Below are 18,535 nucleotides of genomic sequence, written 5' to 3'. Positions count from 1 at the left end.
GCGTTCGTAGGCGCGCCTCGGACCACGGTCAAAGTGTCAAGAAACCGTCACACGAAACCGGGAGCACCCGTGCTAGGAATCACCGGCCGCTGCCGCGCGGCGTTTTCAAAAAGCTGGCCAAGCGACCATGAACATCGCCCTCAACCCGGAAGGCACCGACCTGTCGCCGTACCTGCCCGACGAGCATGGGCTGTTCTTCATCTATCGCTTCACCGCCGAAGGCGTGCGAACCAAAGACCCGGCCGCCGCACACTGGACATGGCGCAGCTATCAGCTTTCCGACATGCGCGCCCGCCACGAGATCGCCGCCGAGCCGGCTTTGCCGCCGCCGGTGCGCGATGCCTTCCTGTCGGCCGGCCATGGCTGCCATATCGACCTTGAGGGCGACTGGCTCTACGGCGATCTGCCGGACCTGCGCCACGACTATTCAGCCGAGGCACGTGGGCTCGGCCATTTCCGCTTCGCTTTCAACGACACGATGCTGATCGGCGGCCGCAAGCAGCCGCTCCGGTCGGTCGACAATGTCCGCAAGGCGATTGACAACGGCTCGCGCAAGTTCCGCTCTCCTGCCGAACTCATCGAGGCTGTCATGGGCCAGTCGCTCGACGGCATGGCGACGGAGCTCGGTAGCCTTGGCGATGCGCTCGACGGCATCGAGGACCGCATCGTCTGCGATGCATGGCACAGTGAGCGGCAGGCTCTGGTCGATGCACGCCGGCAATTGGTGGTGATCCACCGGCAGATGGCGGCGCTGACCAGCCTGTTCCGTCATCTCGACCATTCGCATCGCAACGATTTGCCCGACACAATCAACGACATGGCGGCGCGGCTTTCGCACCGCGCCCACACATTGCATCATGACGGCGAGCAATTGCAGGCCCGCGCCCGGCTCTTGCAGGACGAGCTGATGGCCAAGCTGACGACGCAGTCGAACCAGTTGCTCTACATGCTGTCGGTGATGACGGCGGTGCTGTTGCCGATGACAATCATCTCAAGCCTGTTCGGCATGAATGTCGGCGGCCTGCCGCTGGTCGACACGCCGATGGGTTTTTGGGTGGTGTCGGCGATATCGCTGGCAGTCGCGGCGGTCGTCTACCTGTTCGTCAGGCGGCTGGGGCGCGGGATGTAGCGGCAACCGTTACAAGGTTGCGCGAAAGTCCTCGATGACAGTGCCGGCGGCGCGCACCTCCGCTTCGTGGTTCGGCTCGCGCCACGTCTCGGCAAGGGCTGCCGCGTACCATTCGCGCATCGCCGGTTGAGCAAGCAATCGCGCCGGATAGGCGGCAGCTGCGCCCTCGAAAGACAGTCCGTAGGACTGAACCCTAAACGCCACCGGGGCAAAGAAGGCGTCAACGGCGGTGAAGCGATCGCCAGCCAGGAACGGTCCGCCGAAGCGGCGCAGCCCTTCGTCCCAGAGATCGCCGAGACGGAAGAGGTCGTGCTTCAGCTCATCGGAGATCGGCACCGGCGCGATGCGGACACCGCAGTTCATCGGACAGGAGCCGCGCAAGGCGGTGAAGCTCGAATGCATTTCGGCCGCAGCCGACCGCGCCCAGGCTCGCGCCTTCGCGTCGGCAGGCCAGACGCCGGCGTGGCGCTCGGCCAGATATTCGGCGATGGCGAGCGAATCCCAAACCGCCCAGCCGTCGTCGATCAGGCAAGGTACGCGGCCGCTGGGCGAGAACGGCCGGTAGAGGCTCCAGCTCGATCCGGTCGGAAACGGTGTCAGCCGCTCCTCGAAGGAGACGTCCAATGTCCGCATCAGCACCCAGGGCCGCAGCGACCACGAGGAATAATTCTTGTTTGCTATGTGCAGCAAGTACATCGAAAATCCCCCTAACGCACTGCCGGCCGGATCTCGCGACCGCGGAACATCGACCAGGAATAGATCGCCAGCGCCGTCCAGATCAGGCCGAAGGCGATGGCCTGGGTGCTGCCGAAGGGTTCGCCGAAAATCAGCACGGCGATCAGGAACACAATGGTCGGCGCGATATACTGCATGATGCCGATGGTGGAGAGACGCAGCAGCTTGGCCCCGAAGGCAAACAGCAGCAACGGTATGGCGGTGACCGGGCCGCAGCCGATCAGCAGCGCCGTATCGTCCAGGGAACTGGAGACGAAATGGTCCTGCCCGGTGACGATGAGGAAGATGATGTAGCTGAGCGCCGGCACCGACAGCAACAGCACTTCGAGCAGAAAGCCCTGGCTCGGACCGATTGGCAGCGTCTTGCGGAAGAAGGCATAGGCGGCAAAGGAAAACGCCAGCACCAGTGATACCCAGGGTAGCTTGCCGGCGTCGATCGTCAGCACTGCGACCGCGATCGCCGCCAGCACCACCGCCGCGATTTGCAGCCGATCAAGCCGTTCGCCGAGCAGCAGCGCACCGACGACGACGCTGACAAGCGGGTTGATGTAGTAGCCTAGCGCGGTCTCGATGGTGCGGTCGACCGCGATCGCCCAGACGTAGATACCCCAGTTGACTGAAATCAACGCGGCCGTCAGCGCCGCCATCGAAATGATGCGCGGCGAACGGATTGCGGCCTTGAAGTCCGCCGTGCGGCCGGCCCAGATCAAAACGGCCGCAGCGATCGGCACAGACCAGACGATGCGGTGCGCGATGACTTCGGCCAGCGGCAGATGCGCGACCGCCTTCATGTAGAAAGGCAGCAACCCCCACAGGAGATAGGCGCCCAGCGCCAGCAGAAAGCCACGCCGGGCCTTTGAGTCTGCTTCGAGCTGAATTGCTTGCGTGGCCATGGCCCAACGCTATGCGCCAGCCGCCGTGCCAAGACCATCGCAAAGTTCTGATGGATCAATGGACTTTCGCTGATGGTTCAATCTTACTCCGCCGCGACCAGCCCAGCCATCTCGCGGTTCTTCATCAGCTTGTAGACGATCGAATCCATCAGCGCCTGGAACGAGGCGTCGATGATGTTTTCGGAGACGCCGACCGTCCACCAGCGGGCGCCGGTGCCGTCATGCGATTCAACCAGCACGCGGGTGATCGCCTCGGTGCCGCCATTGAGGATACGCACCTTGAAGTCCGCAAGCTCGAGGTCGGCGATCTCGTCCTGGAATTTTCCGAGATCCTTGCGCAGCGCGATATCGAGCGCGTTGACCGGGCCGTGCCCTTCCGCCACCGACATTTTTTCCTCGCCGTCGACCAGCACCTTGACGATCGCCTCGGAGACCGTCTTCAGCTGGCCGTTGGCGTCGAAGCGGCGCTCGACCATGCAGCGGAATGAGGTGACGCTGAAGAATTCCGGCAGGCCGTGCAGCATCTTGCGCGCCAGAAGCTCGAAGCTGGCATCGGCGCCTTCATAAGCGTAACCCTCGGCCTCGCGCTCCTTGACCACCGATATCAGGGCGTCGAGCCGGTGGTCGTCCCGGGGCATGTCGATGCCGCGCCGTTTCAGCTCGGCGAGGAAATTGGCCTTGCCGCCCTGGTCCGAGACCATGACGCGGCGGCGGTTGCCGACCGCTTCCGGAGGCACATGCTCGTAGGTGGCCGGCTCCTTGGCCAGCGCCGAGGCATGGATGCCGGCCTTGGTGGCGAAGGCGGAAGCGCCGACATAGGGCGCCTGCGCTTCCGGCGCGCGGTTCAGCAATTCATCGAAGGCGCGGGAAAGGCGCGATATCCCAGCCAATGCTTCGGCCGAAATGCCTGTCTCGAAGCGGCTGGAAAAGGCTGGCTTCAGCGCCAGGGTCGGCACAATCGAGATCAGATTGGCGTTGCCGCAGCGCTCGCCGATGCCGTTCAGCGTGCCCTGGATCTGGCGCACACCAGCCTCGACGGCAGCCAGCGAATTCGCCACCGCCTGGCCAGTGTCGTCATGGGCATGGATGCCGAGATGATCTCCGGGAATGCCTGAGGCGATGGCCTTCTCGACGATGGCGCGCACTTCCGAGGGCTGCGTGCCGCCATTGGTGTCACACAGCACCACCCAGCGCGCGCCGGCGTCGTAAGCGGTCCTGGCGCAGGCCAGCGCATAATCGGGATTGGCCTTGAAGCCGTCGAAGAAATGCTCGCAGTCGACCAGCGCTTCCTTCCCGGCAGCAACCGCCGCCTCGACCGAGGCCTTGATCGCCTCGAGGTTTTCTTCGTTGGTGCAGCCCAGCGCGACGCGGACATGGTAGTCCCAGCTCTTGGCGACAAAGCAGATTGCGTCCGATTTCGACTGAACAAGTGCGGCAAGCCCGGGATCGTTCGAAGCCGACACCCCTGCCCGCTTGGTCATGCCGAAGGCGACGAATTTGGCGTTAGTCGTGCGGTGCTCGGCAAAGAAGGCGGTGTCGGTCGGGTTAGCGCCGGGGTAGCCGCCCTCGACATAGTCGATGCCGAACTCATCGAGCAGCTTGGCGATGGCGATCTTGTCCTCGACGGAAAAGTCGATGCCGGGCGTCTGCTGCCCATCGCGCAGAGTGGTGTCGAAGAGATAGAGGCGTTGTTTTTTCATGGCGATGGCCCGAAAGGCCGCGATCCGTCGCGCCCCCCTCTGTCCTGCCGGACATCTCCCCCACGGGTGGGGAGATTGGCTGTCCCGTCTGCTTTCGCAAACCTTCGAGGTTGCAGGACAAGCGGCAAGGCCGAAGCTGCCGATCTCCCCCCAAGTGGGGGAGATGCCCGGCAGGGCAGAGGGGGGCGCCGTAGCGCACGAATAGCCATCATCATTTCCCCGCAAACCGGTCGGTCGCCCGGATCAGCCGGTCGAGGATGCCCGGCTCCGAATATGCATGGCCGGCGCCCTCGATCAGGTGGAAATCCGCCTTCGGCCACGCCTTGTGCAGCGCCCACGCATAGCGCGCCGGGCACGGCATGTCATAGCGGCCGTGGATGATGGTGCCGGGGATGTCCTTCAGCTTGAACGCATCGCGCAGCAGCTGCCCTTCCTCCAGCCAGCCGGCATGGACGAAATAGTGGTTCTCGATGCGGGCAAAAGCGACTGCGTAGTCGTCTTCGCCAAACGGGCCGCTGGTTTCCGGCTCGGGCAATAGCGTGATCGTCTCGCCTTCCCACAGGCTCCAGGCGCGGGCCGCCTCGACCTGTGCCTTGCGGTCGCTGCCGACCAGCCGCTTGCGATAGGCGGCCATCATGTCGCCGCGCTCGGCCTCGGGGATCGGCGCCAGGAAGCGTTCCCATTTGTCGGGGAACATTTCCGAGACGCCGAACTGGTAATACCATTCGAGCTCCGCGCGCGTCAGCGTGTAAATGCCGCGCACGACCAGTTCGCTGACCCGCTCGGGGTGGGTCTCGGCATAGGCCAGCGCCAGCGTCGAGCCCCACGAGCCACCGAACACCAGCCATTTGTCGAAGCCGCACATGTCGCGCAGGCGCTCGATGTCGGCGACCAGATGCCAGGTGGTGTTGACCTCGAGCGAGGCGTTCGGCGTCGATTTTCCGCAGCCGCGCTGGTCGAACAGGATGACGTCGTAAAGCTTAGGATCGAACAGGCGCCGATGCTTCGGCGAAATGGTGCCGCCCGGTCCGCCGTGCAGGAACACAGCCGGCTTGGCGCCCCTGGTGCCGGAACGCTCCCAATAGACCTGATGGCCGTCGCCCACATCGAGCATGCCGGACTCGAAGGCCGCGATCTCGGGATAGAGGTTGCGGAGTTCACTGCTCATAATTTCAGGCCCTGCTGCGGCCAGTTGGCCGTCTCGTGATCCGGATGCTGGAAGGAGATGATCGATTCCTGCCGGGTGTAGTACTCAGGATCCTCGTGGACTGGCGCGTCGAAGATCTTCTCCACCCAGGGCAGCCGCGCGGCGTAATTGACCTGGATCTGCGGTGCGAGGTCGGAACGGTCGTCGAAAGCGCCGATAGCGATCTCGAGCCCGCCGGGCTGCCTGTAGGTCAGCGGCGTGCCGCATCGGGCGCAGAAGCCGCGATCGATGTTGACAGACGACTGGAAATAACTCGGCTCCTCACGGACCCATTCGACGCCGTCCTTCGGCACCGTCACCAGCGCGCCGAAGAAGGAACCGAACTGTTTCTGGCACATGCGGCAATGGCAGATGGACGGGCGCCCGAGTGCGCCACGGATACGGAAACGGACGGCGCCGCACTGGCAGCCGCCGGTTCGAACGGTTTCGGTCATGATCTTTCCTCCGGCGGCCATTGTTCGGTGTCGTGGTCGGGATGCTGGTAAGAGACGAGATCGGCAAGATAGGAGGCCGACGAGACGTCGGCCATCGTGTCCTCGCCGGGCAATTCGTGGATGTGATCCACATAGGGGAGTTTTGCTTCGATGCCCCATTGGATGGTCGGCGCGATCTCCTCCGGGTCGTCGAAGGCGGCGATGGCGAGCGCGATGCCGTCGGGCGCCTCGAAGGTCAGCGGCGTGCCGCAATCGGCACAAAAACCGCGCAATGCGGCATTGGACGAGCGGAAGCGTTTGGGCTCACCGCGCGTCCAGTCGAGTTTTGCGTCACGCACGGACACCAGCGGCAGGTAGAAATTGCCGCTCGCCTTCTGGCACATGCGGCAATGGCACACGGAGGCGTCACCCAGAGCGCCTTCGATACGGAAGCGCACGGCGCCGCACTGGCAACCGCCTGTGTAGACCGGTCTGTTGTCGAGGCTCATCATCGATCACTCCGGAACATGGCAGACGGCTTCGACATTGTTGCCGTCGGGATCGAAGACAAAGGCGCCATAATAGTTCGCATGATAGTGCGGACGCAGGCCCGGCGCGCCGTTGTCCTTGCCGCCGGCGGCGATGGCGGCTGAGTGGAAGGCATCGACCTCGGCGCGGCTGCGCGCGGTGAAAGCGACGTGCTGGCGGTCCTTCGGCTTGTCCTTGCCGGCATGCAGCCAGAACACCGGCCGGTCGCGGCCATAGCCCCCGACCTTGGCGCCGCCGGTATATTCCTGCGGCACCATGTAGAGGAGTGACGCACCGAGCGGCGCCATCGCCTTGTCGTAAAAGGCCTTGGAGGTGTCAAAATCGGAAACGGTGATGCCGAGATGATCGATCATGGAACTGCCTCCCTCCTATGTTCGTCGGCCGGCATTTCGGCACGGGCCAGACCGGCCTCGATCACGATGTGCTGGCAGACATTGTCGATATCGCGGATGACGTCGTCGTTCCAGAAGCGCAGGATGATCCGGCCCAGCGCCTCAAGCTTAGCTGTTCTCGCAGCGTCGGATGCTGAAGCTTCGGCCCGAGCGTGCTGAGAGCCGTCGAGTTCGACGATCAACTTTTTGGTGGGGCAGGCGAAATCGACGATGTAGCCGGCGATAGGCATCTGGCGCCTGAAGGCTAGTCCCATCAGCCTGTGCGCTCTAATCTCATTCCAAAGCTTCAGCTCGGCGTCGGTCATAGCCCCGCGCATCTTGCGCGCATTGCTGCGGTTGTTGGCGGGTACCGGGAAATGCGTCATCGCAGTGCGCCCCCCTCTGGCCTGCCGGCCATCTCCCCCTCAAGGGGGGAGATCGGCGGCTTCGCCGACAGCGCCCAATCATCAACGTAGGCGATTGGCGAAAGCCGAAGTGACGTCCAATCTCCCCCCTTGAGGGGGAGATGGCCGGCAGGCCAGAGGGGGGCGCTTGGCACCATCCTCATCGCTTGACCTCCCACGTCGTTACGCGTTCGCCGGTGACTGGATCCTTGCCGTCCTTCAACTGAACACCCTGCGCCAGCAAGTCGTCGCGGATGCGATCGGCCTCCGCCCAGTTCTTGGCGGCGATCAGTTCCAGGCGCTTGGCGATCGCCCTGGCGATCTCGCCTTCATCGACCTTGGCCGGCGCGACGTCGAAGCCGAGGAACGACAGCGCCGCCTTCAGCGAAGCGGCAGCATCGTTGCCCGCTGCGCCAGCGTTGCCGCCAGCAGCAGCATTGAATTCCACAGCCTCGCCGGCCAACTGCGTCAGCACCTGGAGCGCAGAATAGGTTGCTAGATCGTCCGACAGGGCTTCCACCACGTCCACCGGCAATTGCTTTGCCGCTGCCGGCGCAAGGTCCGCTGCCCGCTTCCATTTGCGCAGCGTGTTTTCCGCCTCCTCCAGCTTGCGCACGGAAAAGTCGATCGGCTCGCGATAATGCGTCATCAGCATCGCCAGCCGCAGCACCTCGCCCGGCCATTTGCGGCCACCAAAGGTCTCTGTCTCCAGCAACTCGTTGATCGAGTAGAAGTTGCCCAGGCTCTTGGACATCTTCTGCCCTTCGACCTGCAGGAAGCCGTTGTGCATCCACACCTTGGCCATCGTTTCGGTGCCGTGGGCGCAGCGCGACTGGGCGATCTCGTTCTCGTGGTGCGGGAAGATCAGGTCGAGCCCGCCGCCATGGATGTCGAAGACCTCGCCGAGATAGGCGGCCGACATCGCCGAGCACTCGATGTGCCAGCCCGGCCGGCCCCTGCCCCACGGGCTGTCCCAGCCCGGTTCTTCCGGCGAGGACAGCTTCCACAGCACGAAATCGCCAGGGTTCTTCTTGTGCGCATCGACGGCGACGCGGGCGCCGGCCTGCTGCTCGTCGAGATTGCGCTTCGACAATTGGCCATAGTCCGGCATCGAGGCCGTATCGAACAGAACTTCGCCTGCCGCAACATAGGCATGGCCGCGTTCGATCAAGCGTTGAATCAAGGAGATCATGTCGGCCTTGCCGTCGGCGCGCGGCTCGACGAATTCGGTGGCGCGCGGCTCGACTGTCGGCTCCAGGCAGCCGAGCGTCGCCACATCTTTGTGGAACTGGTCGGCGGTCTTTTCGGTGACCCGACGGATCGCCTCGTTCAGCAACAGTTTTCCCGAGGCAATCTCGCCGCCGAAATCACGCAAGGCGCGGGCGTTGATCTTGTCGTCGACATCCGTGATGTTGCGCACATAGGTGACATGCGCTTGCCCGTAGAGATGGCGCAGCAGGCGGAACAGCACGTCGAACACGATCACTGGCCGCGCATTGCCGATATGGGCAAAATCGTAGACCGTCGGGCCGCAGACATACATGCGCACATTGCGCGGATCGATCGGGAAGAAATCCTCCTTGGTCCGCGTCAGCGTGTTGTAGAGGCGCAGGCCCTTCGATGCGTCAGACATTCCGTGCCTTCCGGTCCGATATTCTTGTTCGAGCTGGAGTCTTCCTTGCGCCGAGACGCAAATCAGGCGCCAGCCTGCTGGCCGGGGCGTTTGTCCACTCTAGAAGGAAGATAGGCGAAAACGTCCGGACCAGCGCGAGGCTAGCCAATAATGCAAATGCCACAAATGGCGAAAGACGTTCTCATGAGCGGCTTTATCGCCTCAGCCAGTGTTGCCGTCAAGTCGCAACTTTCGGCAAAAGAGTCGTTGATTCACAGGTTATGACGCAGTGAAACATTTTATTAAACATGTCGGCACAGTCATGAAACATTCGCCGGCTAGATCACCAGATGTCACGATTTGGTCGGATTCGACCAGCAAACGCGGACACGAAGACGTTACCAGGGAAGAGAAAAATGCCCCGAACCAAGCAGGACTCCAGCAGCGCCAAGCAACCGGCGCTCGCCAACCAATACCGGGCGATCGGCCCGGCCGCGATCGTCGCCGCCCTTCTCCATACCGCGAAGAAGAAAAAGCCGGCGCAGAAGATCACATCGCCGCGCGCTGCCTGATGTGACGTCAGCCGACGCCATGCGCCGGCAATGAGGGTGCCGAAAGGTGCCAGGAAAATAGCAGCTATAACAAAGTCATCTGCCCGTTGTCCGCGCCGGGCTTCTGGCGCCTGGCCTTCTCGGGCTCCGGTCCCACGACGCCCCTTTCCTGAATCTCCGGTCCGGTGTTGGCGACCTTGTTGACCAGGTCGGAAGCCGGGACAACCTGGAAGAAATCGAGCTGTGCCGGTCTGAGCAGGTCGGCCACATCGCGCGGCTCCAGCGTGCGGCAATCCAGCCAGCGGGCGAAATCCTGCGGATTTATCACCACCGGCATCCGGTCGTGTATATGGGCGATGTCGGCATTGGCGTTGACGGTCAGGATGGCGCCGGTGTCCATTTCCGAGCCGCCCGGCTCGGCATAGGTCTCGATCAGCCCGGCGAAGGCGACAAGCCCGCCATGCTTCGGCCGCACCCAATAGGGCTGCCCCCTCTTGCCGCCTGATTGACGCCATTCGTAGAAACCGGAGGCCGGGACCAAAGCGCGGCGATGGCGCATAGCGGTGCGAAACGAGGCCTTTTCCGTTGCTCCCTCCGAGCGGGCGTTGAACAGCAGCGGAAACTCACGCGTGTCCTTCACCCAGGCCGGGATCAGCCCCCAGCGCACCAGCATCGGCTGGCGGTCGGGCAAATTCGAGCCTGGCGCCTTCGGCAAACCGGCGATCGCCATCAGCACCGGCTGCGTCGGCGCGATGTTGTAGCGGGCCGGAAAATCCTCCAGCTCCGCCAGACCGAGAAAAGCGGCGGTCTGGTCCGGCGTGGCGGTCAAGGCAAAGCGTCCGCACATAAGCTAAAAACTCGTTGAGTTGGTCGGATGCGAAGGTGGCGATGGAACCGGCGTTGCGCAACCGCTAATGCTTCTTCTCGCCGGCCGGTCCACAACGGACACAGCAAATGACGATCGGAGATCCATGGACGAGATGCGTAAAATACTCCCGGCTGTCTCAGTCGCCATCGTCCGCGGCGACACCGTGCTGCTGGTCAAACGGGCGCGGCAGCCTTCGCAAGGATTTTACGCGTTTCCAGGCGGCAAGGTCGAGGCCGGCGAAACGCTGGAGGAAGCCGCGCAACGCGAATTGCTGGAAGAAACCGGATTGCAGGCGCACAACTACCGCCTCCTTCGGGAAATCCACATCGATGGCAACAGCGACGGGCACCCGGTCGACTATCTGCTGACGGTGTTCGGCGCCACCTATGCCGGCGGCGAGCCCGTGGCCAGCGACGACGCCGAGACCGCCGCCTTCTATACGCTCAGCGAAATGACGGCGCTGCCGCTTGCCGCTTCGGTGTTTGCCGTTGCCGACGGATTGCTCAGGAACGAAGGGGCATAGCCTCGAAAATCGCCTTGCAGGCGACAGTATGTTTCGCCACAAGGACTTATGATCCGCGCCTCGTTTTTCCTTGCAGCTTGCCTCGCCGCCAGCACGGCGATCGGGCCGCAGCCGGCTCTGGCCGCCGAGTCGCCATTCGAGCCGGGGCTGATGCGGCTGGCGGAGGTTTTGGGGTCGCTGCATTTTCTGCGTAATCTATGCGGCGAGAAGGGCGACCAGTGGCGGGTCGAGATGGAGAAGCTGATTGCTTCGGAAAACCCGGACCCAGAGCGGCGCGCCCGCTTCATCGCCAGCTTCAACCGCGGCTACCGCTCGTTCGGCAGCACCTACACGCAGTGCACCGCCTCGGCGACCGAAGCCATCAGCCGCTACATGAAGGAAGGCGAGACGCTGTCGCGCGACATCGCCTCGCGCTACGGCAACTGACCTTGACACCTGCCTGCTTGTGTCCGGCCTGCTTGTGTCCGGTGGCATCTTAGTGCAATCCTTGTGTTGCACTTCTGCAACGGTATTAACGAAACGTTACCGCGCGGATGTGGAATTAACTCAAACTGAAGGTTTTCGTCCCGCTCGCCGGCCTAATCGGCTAAGTTTTGAATCGGATCGAGCGCAGGTTTACAAAACGCGACGAGACTTGTCGGAAGCGACCCTAGAAATGTCGTATTTACAAGTACTTACTTAACCTGCGTGTAAAAAAGGACAGCCCAAGCCTGATCCGCATCTGTCGGATCGCCGCTTGAAAAGGGGTGGACATCGCAATGGAACATGGCGTCAACGACATCGACGCGCTGGTCAGGGAAGAAAAGCGCCTGACCGCAGTGGAAAGCCACAGCGAGGCCTGGGCGGAAGGGCTTTCGGCCGGAATCGAGCCGGAAATCATCGCCGAGGCGGCCCTCGAAACCGCCTTCGGCGAAATGCTGCGCGCCAATGGCGAGACCTCAGCCCTTGCCCTGCTCGACCGCATGCGAGAAAAGGTGATAGCCGGGGCCTTCGAACCAGGACGGCTGCGGCACTGAACCGGCATCAGGCTCTTTGACGAGGACGTGCCGCTTGGGCATCATTGCCCCGGGGCACCTGTAAGGGCCGGGGCACCTGTAAGGGGCCTGGGCACCTGTAAGGGCCTGTGGCACCTGTAAGGGCCTGGGGCTCCTCTAAGGGCCCGGGAATCATGGAGAGGCAGGCGGTGAATTTTTCGATGTCAGGCCAGCCGCGTGGCTTGGCCCTCAGCATCCGGCTCGCTGCTTTTTGCGCCGCGGCTCCGCTCACGCTTTGCCTCGCAAGCAGCCCCGCCTATACGCTGAGTGAAATCAAGCGCGAGGACCTTCCTTCGCCGGTCGCGCCGCCCGCCGATGACGACATATCGCCGCCCGGAACGACGGTGCCGATGCCCGACCCGCTCGGCACGCCGCCGCCCGCGGCCAGCCAGCCGACGCAGCCCGACGAGCCGGAACAGGTCGAACCAGAGGGACCAACGAACGATGGTGGCATGGCCAATCCGCATGCCGATCCGGATGAACCCTTGCCCGAGGTCGTCTATGATCTCGGCAAGCTGCCGGAGCCGGTCAGGCGCATGCACGATCTGATCGTCGAGGCCTGCAAGAGCGGCGACATCGAAAGGCTCCGGCCACTGATCGGCAAGGGCGACACGATGACTCAATTGTCGCTGAGCGAGATCGAAGGCGACCCGATCACCTTCCTGAAAGGTCTTTCGGGCGACGCGGAAGGCCAAGAGATCCTCGCCATCCTGGAAGAGGTGCTCAATGCCGGCTATGTCCATGTCGATGCCGGCACGCCGCAGGAGCTCTATGTCTGGCCATATTTCTTCGCGCTGCCGCTGGACAAGCTCGACGCCAGGCAGCGGGTCGAGCTTTTCAAGATCGTCACCGCTGGCGACTATGACAGCATGAAGCAGTTCGGCGCCTACATCTTCTACCGCGTCGGCATCACGCCCGCCGGACAGTGGACGTTCTTCGTCGCAGGGGATTGAGCGGCATCACCCTCCCTGCCCACAAGCCCGCCTAGACCGCCAGCGCCTCCGAAAACTCCACCGCTCTGCCCTGGCTGGGGGTGACGATCTCGCCTTCCCACATCACGCGCCGGCCGCGCACGACTGTGCCGACCGGCCAGCCAGTCACTTTCCTTCCGTCATAAGGCGTCCAGCCGGCCTTGGAGCCGGCCTGGGCATTGGTGATGGTTTCGCGGCGCTTCAGATCGACAATCGTGAAATCGGCGTCATAGCCGGCGGCGATGCGGCCTTTCCTGGCCATGCCGAAGATGCGCTGCGGACCGTGGCTGGAGAGGTCGACGAAACGTTGCAACGTCAGCCGGCCGGCATTGACGTGATCCAGCATGATCGGCACTAGTGTCTGCACGCCAGTCATGCCCGACGGCGAGGCCGGATAGGGTTTTGCCTTCTCGGCCAGCGTGTGCGGGGCGTGGTCGGAACCCAGCACATCGACGATACCTTGCGCAACGCCGTGCCAGATGCCGTCGCGGTGGCGCACTGCCCGTACCGGTGGGTTCATCTGGATCAGCGTGCCAAGCCGAGCGTAATCATCCGCGCTCAGCGTCAGATGATGCGGCGTCGCCTCGCAGGTCGCGACATCCTTATGCTGTTCGAGGAAGGCAATCTCCTCCGTGGTCGAGATATGCAGCACATGGATGCGGGCGCGGGCCTGTCGCGCGATGCGCACCAGGCGCTCGGTGCAGCGCAGAGCCGCGATCTCGTCGCGCCACACCGGATGCGAGGACGGATCGCCCTCGATGCGCTCGCCAAGCCGCTCGCGCAGCCGGAATTCGTCCTCGGAATGGAAAGCGGCGCGACGGCGCGTGTTCCTCAGGATCGAGGCGACGCCCTCATCGTCCTCGACCAACAGGTCGCCCGTGGACGAGCCCATGAAAACTTTTATCCCGGCCGCGCCCGGCAGCCGCTCGAGCTCGCCGGCATCCCTCGCATTCTCGCGGGTGCCGCCGACCCAGAAGGCAAAGTCGCAATGCATGCGGCCGGTGGCGCGCCGCACCTTGTCGGCAAGGGCTGCCTCGCTGGTGGTCAGCGGGTTGGTGTTGGGCATCTCGAACACAGCAGTGACGCCGCCGAGCACCGCCGCGCGCGAGCCGCTCTCCAGGTCCTCCTTGTGCTCCAGCCCCGGTTCGCGAAAATGTACCTGGCTGTCGATGACGCCCGGCAGGACGTGCAGGCCGCGGCAGTCGATGGTCTCGCCTGCCGACGCCTGGCCGAGATTGCCCATTGCCGCGATGCGCCCGCCGTTGATGCCGATGTCGCGCCGACCCTCGCCATCGTGGTTGACCACGATACCGCCTGTCAGGATGAGGTCGTAGGTCGTGGCCATGCCGATCCGGTCTCTTGCGGGGGGAGTGTCGCCGGCTTACGTAAAGGCCGACCGTTTTGCAAGATCAGGTTTTTTCCAGCCCATGCCCTTTTCCCTGCTTAGAGACCGTGCGCTCATTTCGGTGTCAGGCCCGGATGCCGAGCATTTTTTGCAGAACATCCTCACCACCGATCTCGATACGCTTGCTTCCGGCCAGGCAAAGCCAGGCGCGCTTTTGACGCCGCAAGGTAAGATCCTGTTCGATTTCCTGATCTCGCGCGCCGGCGACAATGCCTTCCACCTCGAATGTCGCGCCGATGTCGCCGACGATTTTGTGCGCCGGCTGATGCTCTACAAATTGCGCGCCAAGGTCGAAATTGCCAAGGCCGACCAAGGGCTTGTCGCTGTTGCCTGGGGCATTGATTCAACCGCTTTACAATTTGATTCAACCAGGGTTGCCGATGCGCGCTTCAGCGATGTGGCCGTCAGCCGCTTCTATGGGAGCGGTGCAGACGACGGCGACCTCGCCGCATGGCAGGGCTTGCGTATTACCCATGGCATCGCCGAGAGCGGCAGCGACTACCAGCTCGGCGATGCCTTCCCGCACGATGTGCTGCTCGACGAGACCGGCGGCGTCGGCTTCAGGAAGGGCTGCTATGTCGGCCAGGAGGTGGTCTCGCGCATGCAGCATCGCGGCACTGCCAGACGGCGGGTGCTGATCGCCAGGGCAGAACGGCCCCTGCCCGCTCCTGGCACCGAACTGACCGTTGCCGGGCGACCGATCGGCACGCTTGGCACCACCGCCGGCAAGACAGGCCTCGCCGTAGCCCGTATCGACCGCGTCAAGGCAGCGCTCGACGCCGGCCAGCCGATCATGGCGGATGATGTCCCTGTGTCGCTCACCATCCCCGCCTGGGCGAAGTTCACTTTTCCGCCGGAAACTGCTGGCCCGCAGGAACCCGTCGGCACGGAGGGGGCCTGATGGCGGCCGATCGTCCCGGCGCGCCGCCGCGCGCCTGGCAGCGCATGCTGTCGGGCCGGCGGCTCGATCTGCTCGACCCCTCGCCGCTCGACATCGAGATTTCGGACATCGCCCATGGGCTTGCGCGCGTCGCCCGCTGGAACGGCCAGACCAGCGGCGACCACGCCTTTTCCGTCGCCCAGCATTCGCTGCTGGTCGAGGCGCTTTTCAGCGAGCTGGTGCCGGACGCTCCGCCCGATGCGCGGCTGGCGGCTTTGCTGCACGACGCGCCGGAATATGTCATCGGCGACATGATCTCACCGTTCAAATCGGTGATGGGCGGCAGCTACAAGGAGTGCGAACTGAGGCTGCAGCGCGCCATCCACCTGCGCTTTTCGCTGCCGGTCGAACCAGATGCAGAGCTGCGCAAGGAGATCAAGCGCGCCGACCAGATCGCCGCCTATTTCGAGGCGACAATGCTTGCCGGCTTTTCGACCGCCGAGGCGACCGAATTCTTCGGCCGGCCGCGCGGGTTCAATGCCGACCGCTTCGATTTCACCCCGCGTTCGGTGACCTGGGCGCAAGACGCGTTCCTCAAACGGTATGCGACCATCGAGAAATCACGGCGCCAAACGGTGCAGCCCGCCGACTGAAAAACGGTAAATTAACCGGAAGGGATAACAGTGCCTTGTTCGATCACGGTCTGCAGGCACGCCTCATGTCCGTCGCTCATGTCAAGGCTGGTTCGCCCGTCCGCGGACGGAGGGCCGAAGGCGTAGGCCTGCCGCGGATAGAGGACGAACTGCGTAAGCAGAATGATCGTTTTTCGGCCGCCGTCGAGAACATGTCGCATGGCTTGTGCATGTTCGATGCCGACGAGCGCATGATCATCTGCAACGGCAATTATATCAGCATCTTCTGCCTCAACGCCGAGATCGTGCAGCCCGGCATCCGGTTTTTCGACATCCTTCAGCACAGCGTCGACATCGGTGTCGCCTCGCACAGCGCCGAAGAACTCTACGCCATCCGCAAGCCCTACATCGACCGGGCGAAACCCTCGACCTACGAGGAAACGCTGTCGGATGGCCGCATTATCAACATCTCGCACCGGCCGCTGGCTTCGGGTGGCTGGGTGTCGATCTATGAGGACATTACCGAGCAACGGCGTGCCGAGCAGGAGCTGAAGGAGCAGCACCGCCGCTTCGACGCAGCACTGGCCAACATGTCGCAAGGCCTTTTGATGTATGACGCCGACGGCAGGCTGATCGTCCGCAACGAACGTTTCCTGGAACTCTACCACGTGACGCCGGCCGATTTTCCGCTTGGCATGAGCCACCGCGACGCGCTCGAGCAGCTCGCCCGCCTGGGTATCTATGCAGAAATCGATATCGACGGCGAAATCTCGAAAACCGCAGCCTGCCTTCAAGCCGGGGAAATGCGGTCGACCTACCGCCATCTTGCCGATGGCAGGACCCTTTTGGTGGTACGGCAGCCGATGAGTGGCGGCGGCTGGGTCGCAACGTTCGACGACGTCACCGAGCGCAGGCGCGTCGAAGAGCGCATGACCCACCTTGCGCATCACGACACTCTGACCAACCTGCCCAATCGCTCGATGTTCCGCGAACGGCTCGACCAGGCCTTGGGCGAGGCCACGGACCTGGCGATATTCTCTCTGGACCTCGACCGCTTCAAGGCCGTCAACGACACCTGGGGGCACCCGGCGGGCGACTGGCTGCTGAAATGCGTGGCCGAGCGGCTGCAACGTTGCCTACGCAACGAAACGGATGTGGTCGCTCGTTTCGGAGGCGACGAGTTCGTCATCATCCAGTTCAATCCCAAAGGTGCTGGCGATGCGGAAAAACTGGCAAAACGCATCGTCGACATCATCGGAAAACCCTTTCGCGACAAAAGCCGCGACATGCATGTCGGCATCAGCGTGGGCATCGCCCTTTCCCCCGATGACGGCAGGGATGCGGACACGCTGCTGAAAAACGCCGACATGGCCCTCTACAGGGCGAAGAGCGAAGGACGCAACGTCTATCGTTTCTTCGAGCCCGGCATGGATGCGATGGTGCGGGCACGACGCGCGCTCGAAACCGATCTGGAGGCAGCGCTGCGGCGGCGGGAATTCGAACTCGATTTCCAACCCATCATGAACATCGCCTCCGGCGAAATCGTCGGCGCCGAAGCCCTGATGCGGTGGCACTCGCCGGCACGCGGCTTGGTGCCGCCAGACGACTTCATTCCGGTCGCCGAAGAGATTGGGCTGATCGTGCCGCTGGGAGAATGGGCGCTGAGGAAAGCCTGCACGGTTGCGGCGGGCTGGCCGCATGGGCTGCGTATCGCGGTCAATGTCTCGGCTGTGCAGATCAAAAGCGGCACCTTTGCCCGCAGCGTCATCTCCGCGCTGGCATTTTCCGGCGTGCCGGCCAATCGGCTTGAACTGGAAATCACCGAAACAGTGCTGATGGACGAGAGCGATACGGTGCTCAAGACGCTCAGGCAGTTGCGCGATCTTGGCGTCCGTATCGCGCTGGACGATTTCGGCATCGGTTATTCGTCGCTCGGCTATCTTCGCCGCTTCCCGGTCGACAAGATCAAGATCGACCGCTCCTTTATCCGCGACATCGACAACCGCGACACGGCCGCGATTGTGCGCACGGTCATCGGGCTCGGTGCGCAGCTTGGAACGACCGTCACGGCCGAAGGCGTCGAAACCGAAGCGCAACTTGAGTTCCTGAGAAAGGAAGGCTGTGTCGAGGCCCAAGGTTACCTGATAGGCATACCGTCGAAGGCGGCGGATATCGCTCGCTTGCTGGAGTCGCGCGCAGGGATCAGGCAATCAGGCTGAGTGCGACAGGCCGAGCCAGTCATCAGCTCGACGTCAGACACCCGCCATCAGCGCAATGCTTCGATACATATTTCTCGGCGAGCCGGAGGTTCCCGCCGGGTCAGAGGTGTCCGCTCAATGCCTCTACCATGTCCTTGTTCGTCGCAACGGGAACGATCTCGAATTCGACCAGATCCGCCCATTCGACGACCCACCGCTGCAGGAGTGTGACGTCATCGGCCTCCACCAGCAGGAAGCAGCGACTCATATCCGCCGCGATCCAGCTGTGGTGCACGAGAAGCGCGTCCGGCACTACAGCGCCGCGCGTCCAATTGGACGCGCAAAGGACGCTGTAGCACTTTGATTTTGCGCATGATCCTTTCCCAAAATCGATTCCGATTTTGGGGGTCATGCGGCCGGCCCTGGTCGCGGAAGCGACGGTAGATCTCCTTGCGGTCAC

21 protein-coding genes are annotated in these 18,535 nt (G+C 63.2%); 9 read left to right on the top strand and 12 right to left on the bottom strand.

Annotated features, from left to right (window positions below):
* Nucleotides 1–127 precede the first annotated feature (127 nt).
* Nucleotides 128–1,129, top strand: a complete 1,002-nt coding sequence (locus tag CIT25_RS03440) for a transporter (RefSeq protein WP_095483167.1) — start codon at nt 128–130, stop codon at nt 1,127–1,129.
* 9 nt (nt 1,130–1,138) lie between these two features.
* On the opposite strand, the gene CIT25_RS03435 is transcribed toward CIT25_RS03440, so the two are convergent.
* From CIT25_RS03435 to cysS, 9 genes are all read right to left on the bottom strand, one after another.
* Nucleotides 1,139–1,825: a glutathione S-transferase family protein gene (locus CIT25_RS03435; RefSeq protein ID WP_095483166.1), complete on the bottom strand. Its 687-nt coding sequence runs from the start codon at nt 1,823–1,825 to the stop codon at nt 1,139–1,141.
* Nucleotides 1,826–1,836: 11 nt separating this feature from the next.
* Entirely contained in the window at nt 1,837–2,757 is a 921-nt protein-coding gene (gene rarD / locus CIT25_RS03430) for an EamA family transporter RarD (RefSeq protein WP_095483165.1), read from the bottom strand.
* Nucleotides 2,758–2,840: 83 nt separating this feature from the next.
* Nucleotides 2,841–4,457, bottom strand: a complete 1,617-nt coding sequence (cimA, locus tag CIT25_RS03425) for a citramalate synthase (RefSeq protein ID WP_095483164.1) — start codon at nt 4,455–4,457, stop codon at nt 2,841–2,843.
* 211 nt (nt 4,458–4,668) lie between these two features.
* Entirely contained in the window at nt 4,669–5,625 is a 957-nt protein-coding gene (gene pip, locus CIT25_RS03415; RefSeq protein WP_095483163.1) for a prolyl aminopeptidase, read from the bottom strand.
* The gene (locus CIT25_RS03410; RefSeq protein ID WP_095483292.1) at nt 5,622–6,098 is read right to left on the bottom strand and encodes a GFA family protein; all 477 of its coding nucleotides are present in this window, start codon (nt 6,096–6,098) and stop codon (nt 5,622–5,624) included. The genes pip and CIT25_RS03410 overlap by 4 nt, the downstream gene beginning before the upstream one ends.
* Complete coding sequence (locus CIT25_RS03405; protein WP_095483293.1) at nt 6,095–6,586, bottom strand: GFA family protein; 492 nt, start codon at nt 6,584–6,586, stop codon at nt 6,095–6,097. Before CIT25_RS03405 ends, CIT25_RS03410 begins: the two co-directional genes overlap by 4 nt.
* Before the next feature lie 6 nt (nt 6,587–6,592).
* Entirely contained in the window at nt 6,593–6,979 is a 387-nt protein-coding gene (locus CIT25_RS03400; RefSeq protein WP_095483162.1) for a VOC family protein, read from the bottom strand.
* The gene (locus CIT25_RS03395) at nt 6,976–7,383 is read right to left on the bottom strand and encodes an endonuclease domain-containing protein (RefSeq protein WP_095483161.1); all 408 of its coding nucleotides are present in this window, start codon (nt 7,381–7,383) and stop codon (nt 6,976–6,978) included. Before CIT25_RS03395 ends, CIT25_RS03400 begins: the two co-directional genes overlap by 4 nt.
* A gap of 178 nt (nt 7,384–7,561) precedes the next feature.
* Complete coding sequence (gene cysS / locus CIT25_RS03385) at nt 7,562–9,034, bottom strand: cysteine--tRNA ligase (protein WP_095483159.1); 1,473 nt, start codon at nt 9,032–9,034, stop codon at nt 7,562–7,564.
* 395 nt (nt 9,035–9,429) lie between these two features.
* On the opposite strand from cysS, the gene CIT25_RS03380 reads away from it, so the two are divergent.
* Nucleotides 9,430–9,585, top strand: a complete 156-nt coding sequence (locus CIT25_RS03380; RefSeq protein ID WP_095483158.1) for a hypothetical protein — start codon at nt 9,430–9,432, stop codon at nt 9,583–9,585.
* Between the two features lie 64 nt (nt 9,586–9,649).
* Here the strand turns inward: CIT25_RS03380 and CIT25_RS03375 are convergent, their stop codons facing one another.
* The gene (locus tag CIT25_RS03375; protein ID WP_095483157.1) at nt 9,650–10,411 is read right to left on the bottom strand and encodes an SOS response-associated peptidase; all 762 of its coding nucleotides are present in this window, start codon (nt 10,409–10,411) and stop codon (nt 9,650–9,652) included.
* A 124-nt stretch (nt 10,412–10,535) separates the two neighbouring features.
* On the opposite strand from CIT25_RS03375, the gene CIT25_RS03370 reads away from it, so the two are divergent.
* The 4 genes from CIT25_RS03370 to CIT25_RS03355 all read left to right on the top strand — a co-directional run bounded on the left by CIT25_RS03370 (nt 10,536) and on the right by CIT25_RS03355 (nt 12,942).
* Complete coding sequence (locus CIT25_RS03370; RefSeq protein ID WP_095483156.1) at nt 10,536–10,955, top strand: NUDIX hydrolase; 420 nt, start codon at nt 10,536–10,538, stop codon at nt 10,953–10,955.
* Between the two features lie 48 nt (nt 10,956–11,003).
* Nucleotides 11,004–11,381, top strand: coding sequence for a TIGR02301 family protein (locus CIT25_RS03365; protein WP_095483155.1), 378 nt, complete (start codon nt 11,004–11,006; stop codon nt 11,379–11,381).
* A 332-nt stretch (nt 11,382–11,713) separates the two neighbouring features.
* Nucleotides 11,714–11,971 carry a hypothetical protein gene (locus tag CIT25_RS03360; protein WP_077381793.1) on the top strand — a complete coding sequence of 86 codons (258 nt, stop codon included), beginning with the start codon at nt 11,714–11,716 and terminating at the stop codon, nt 11,969–11,971.
* A 167-nt stretch (nt 11,972–12,138) separates the two neighbouring features.
* Complete coding sequence (locus CIT25_RS03355) at nt 12,139–12,942, top strand: hypothetical protein (protein ID WP_164547248.1); 804 nt, start codon at nt 12,139–12,141, stop codon at nt 12,940–12,942.
* Nucleotides 12,943–12,973: 31 nt separating this feature from the next.
* Here CIT25_RS03355 and CIT25_RS03350 read toward each other — a convergent pair whose 3' ends face one another.
* Nucleotides 12,974–14,305: a dihydroorotase gene (locus CIT25_RS03350; RefSeq protein WP_095483154.1), complete on the bottom strand. Its 1,332-nt coding sequence runs from the start codon at nt 14,303–14,305 to the stop codon at nt 12,974–12,976.
* An 82-nt stretch (nt 14,306–14,387) separates the two neighbouring features.
* Between CIT25_RS03350 and ygfZ the strand changes: the two genes are divergently transcribed.
* The 3 genes from ygfZ (at nt 14,388) to CIT25_RS03335 (ending at nt 18,096) form a co-directional block, all read left to right on the top strand.
* On the top strand, nt 14,388–15,266 hold the full coding sequence (gene ygfZ / locus CIT25_RS03345) for a CAF17-like 4Fe-4S cluster assembly/insertion protein YgfZ (RefSeq protein WP_095483153.1): 879 nt from the start codon (nt 14,388–14,390) through the stop codon (nt 15,264–15,266).
* Nucleotides 15,266–15,898: an HD domain-containing protein gene (locus CIT25_RS03340; protein ID WP_095483152.1), complete on the top strand. Its 633-nt coding sequence runs from the start codon at nt 15,266–15,268 to the stop codon at nt 15,896–15,898. Before ygfZ ends, CIT25_RS03340 begins: the two co-directional genes overlap by 1 nt.
* A gap of 65 nt (nt 15,899–15,963) precedes the next feature.
* Nucleotides 15,964–18,096 (top strand): putative bifunctional diguanylate cyclase/phosphodiesterase, encoded by a 2,133-nt coding sequence (locus tag CIT25_RS03335; RefSeq protein ID WP_095483290.1) that lies wholly within the window; start codon nt 15,964–15,966, stop codon nt 18,094–18,096.
* A 100-nt stretch (nt 18,097–18,196) separates the two neighbouring features.
* On the opposite strand, the gene CIT25_RS03330 is transcribed toward CIT25_RS03335, so the two are convergent.
* Entirely contained in the window at nt 18,197–18,487 is a 291-nt protein-coding gene (locus CIT25_RS03330; protein WP_245329753.1) for a DUF3303 domain-containing protein, read from the bottom strand.
* Between the last annotated feature and the right edge of the window lie 48 nt (nt 18,488–18,535).

Source organism: Mesorhizobium mediterraneum, from assembly GCF_002284565.1.
GTDB lineage: Bacteria > Pseudomonadota > Alphaproteobacteria > Rhizobiales > Rhizobiaceae > Mesorhizobium > Mesorhizobium mediterraneum.
Note: the sequence above shows the minus strand (reverse complement) of the source record. Positions and strands in the feature narration are given on the sequence as shown.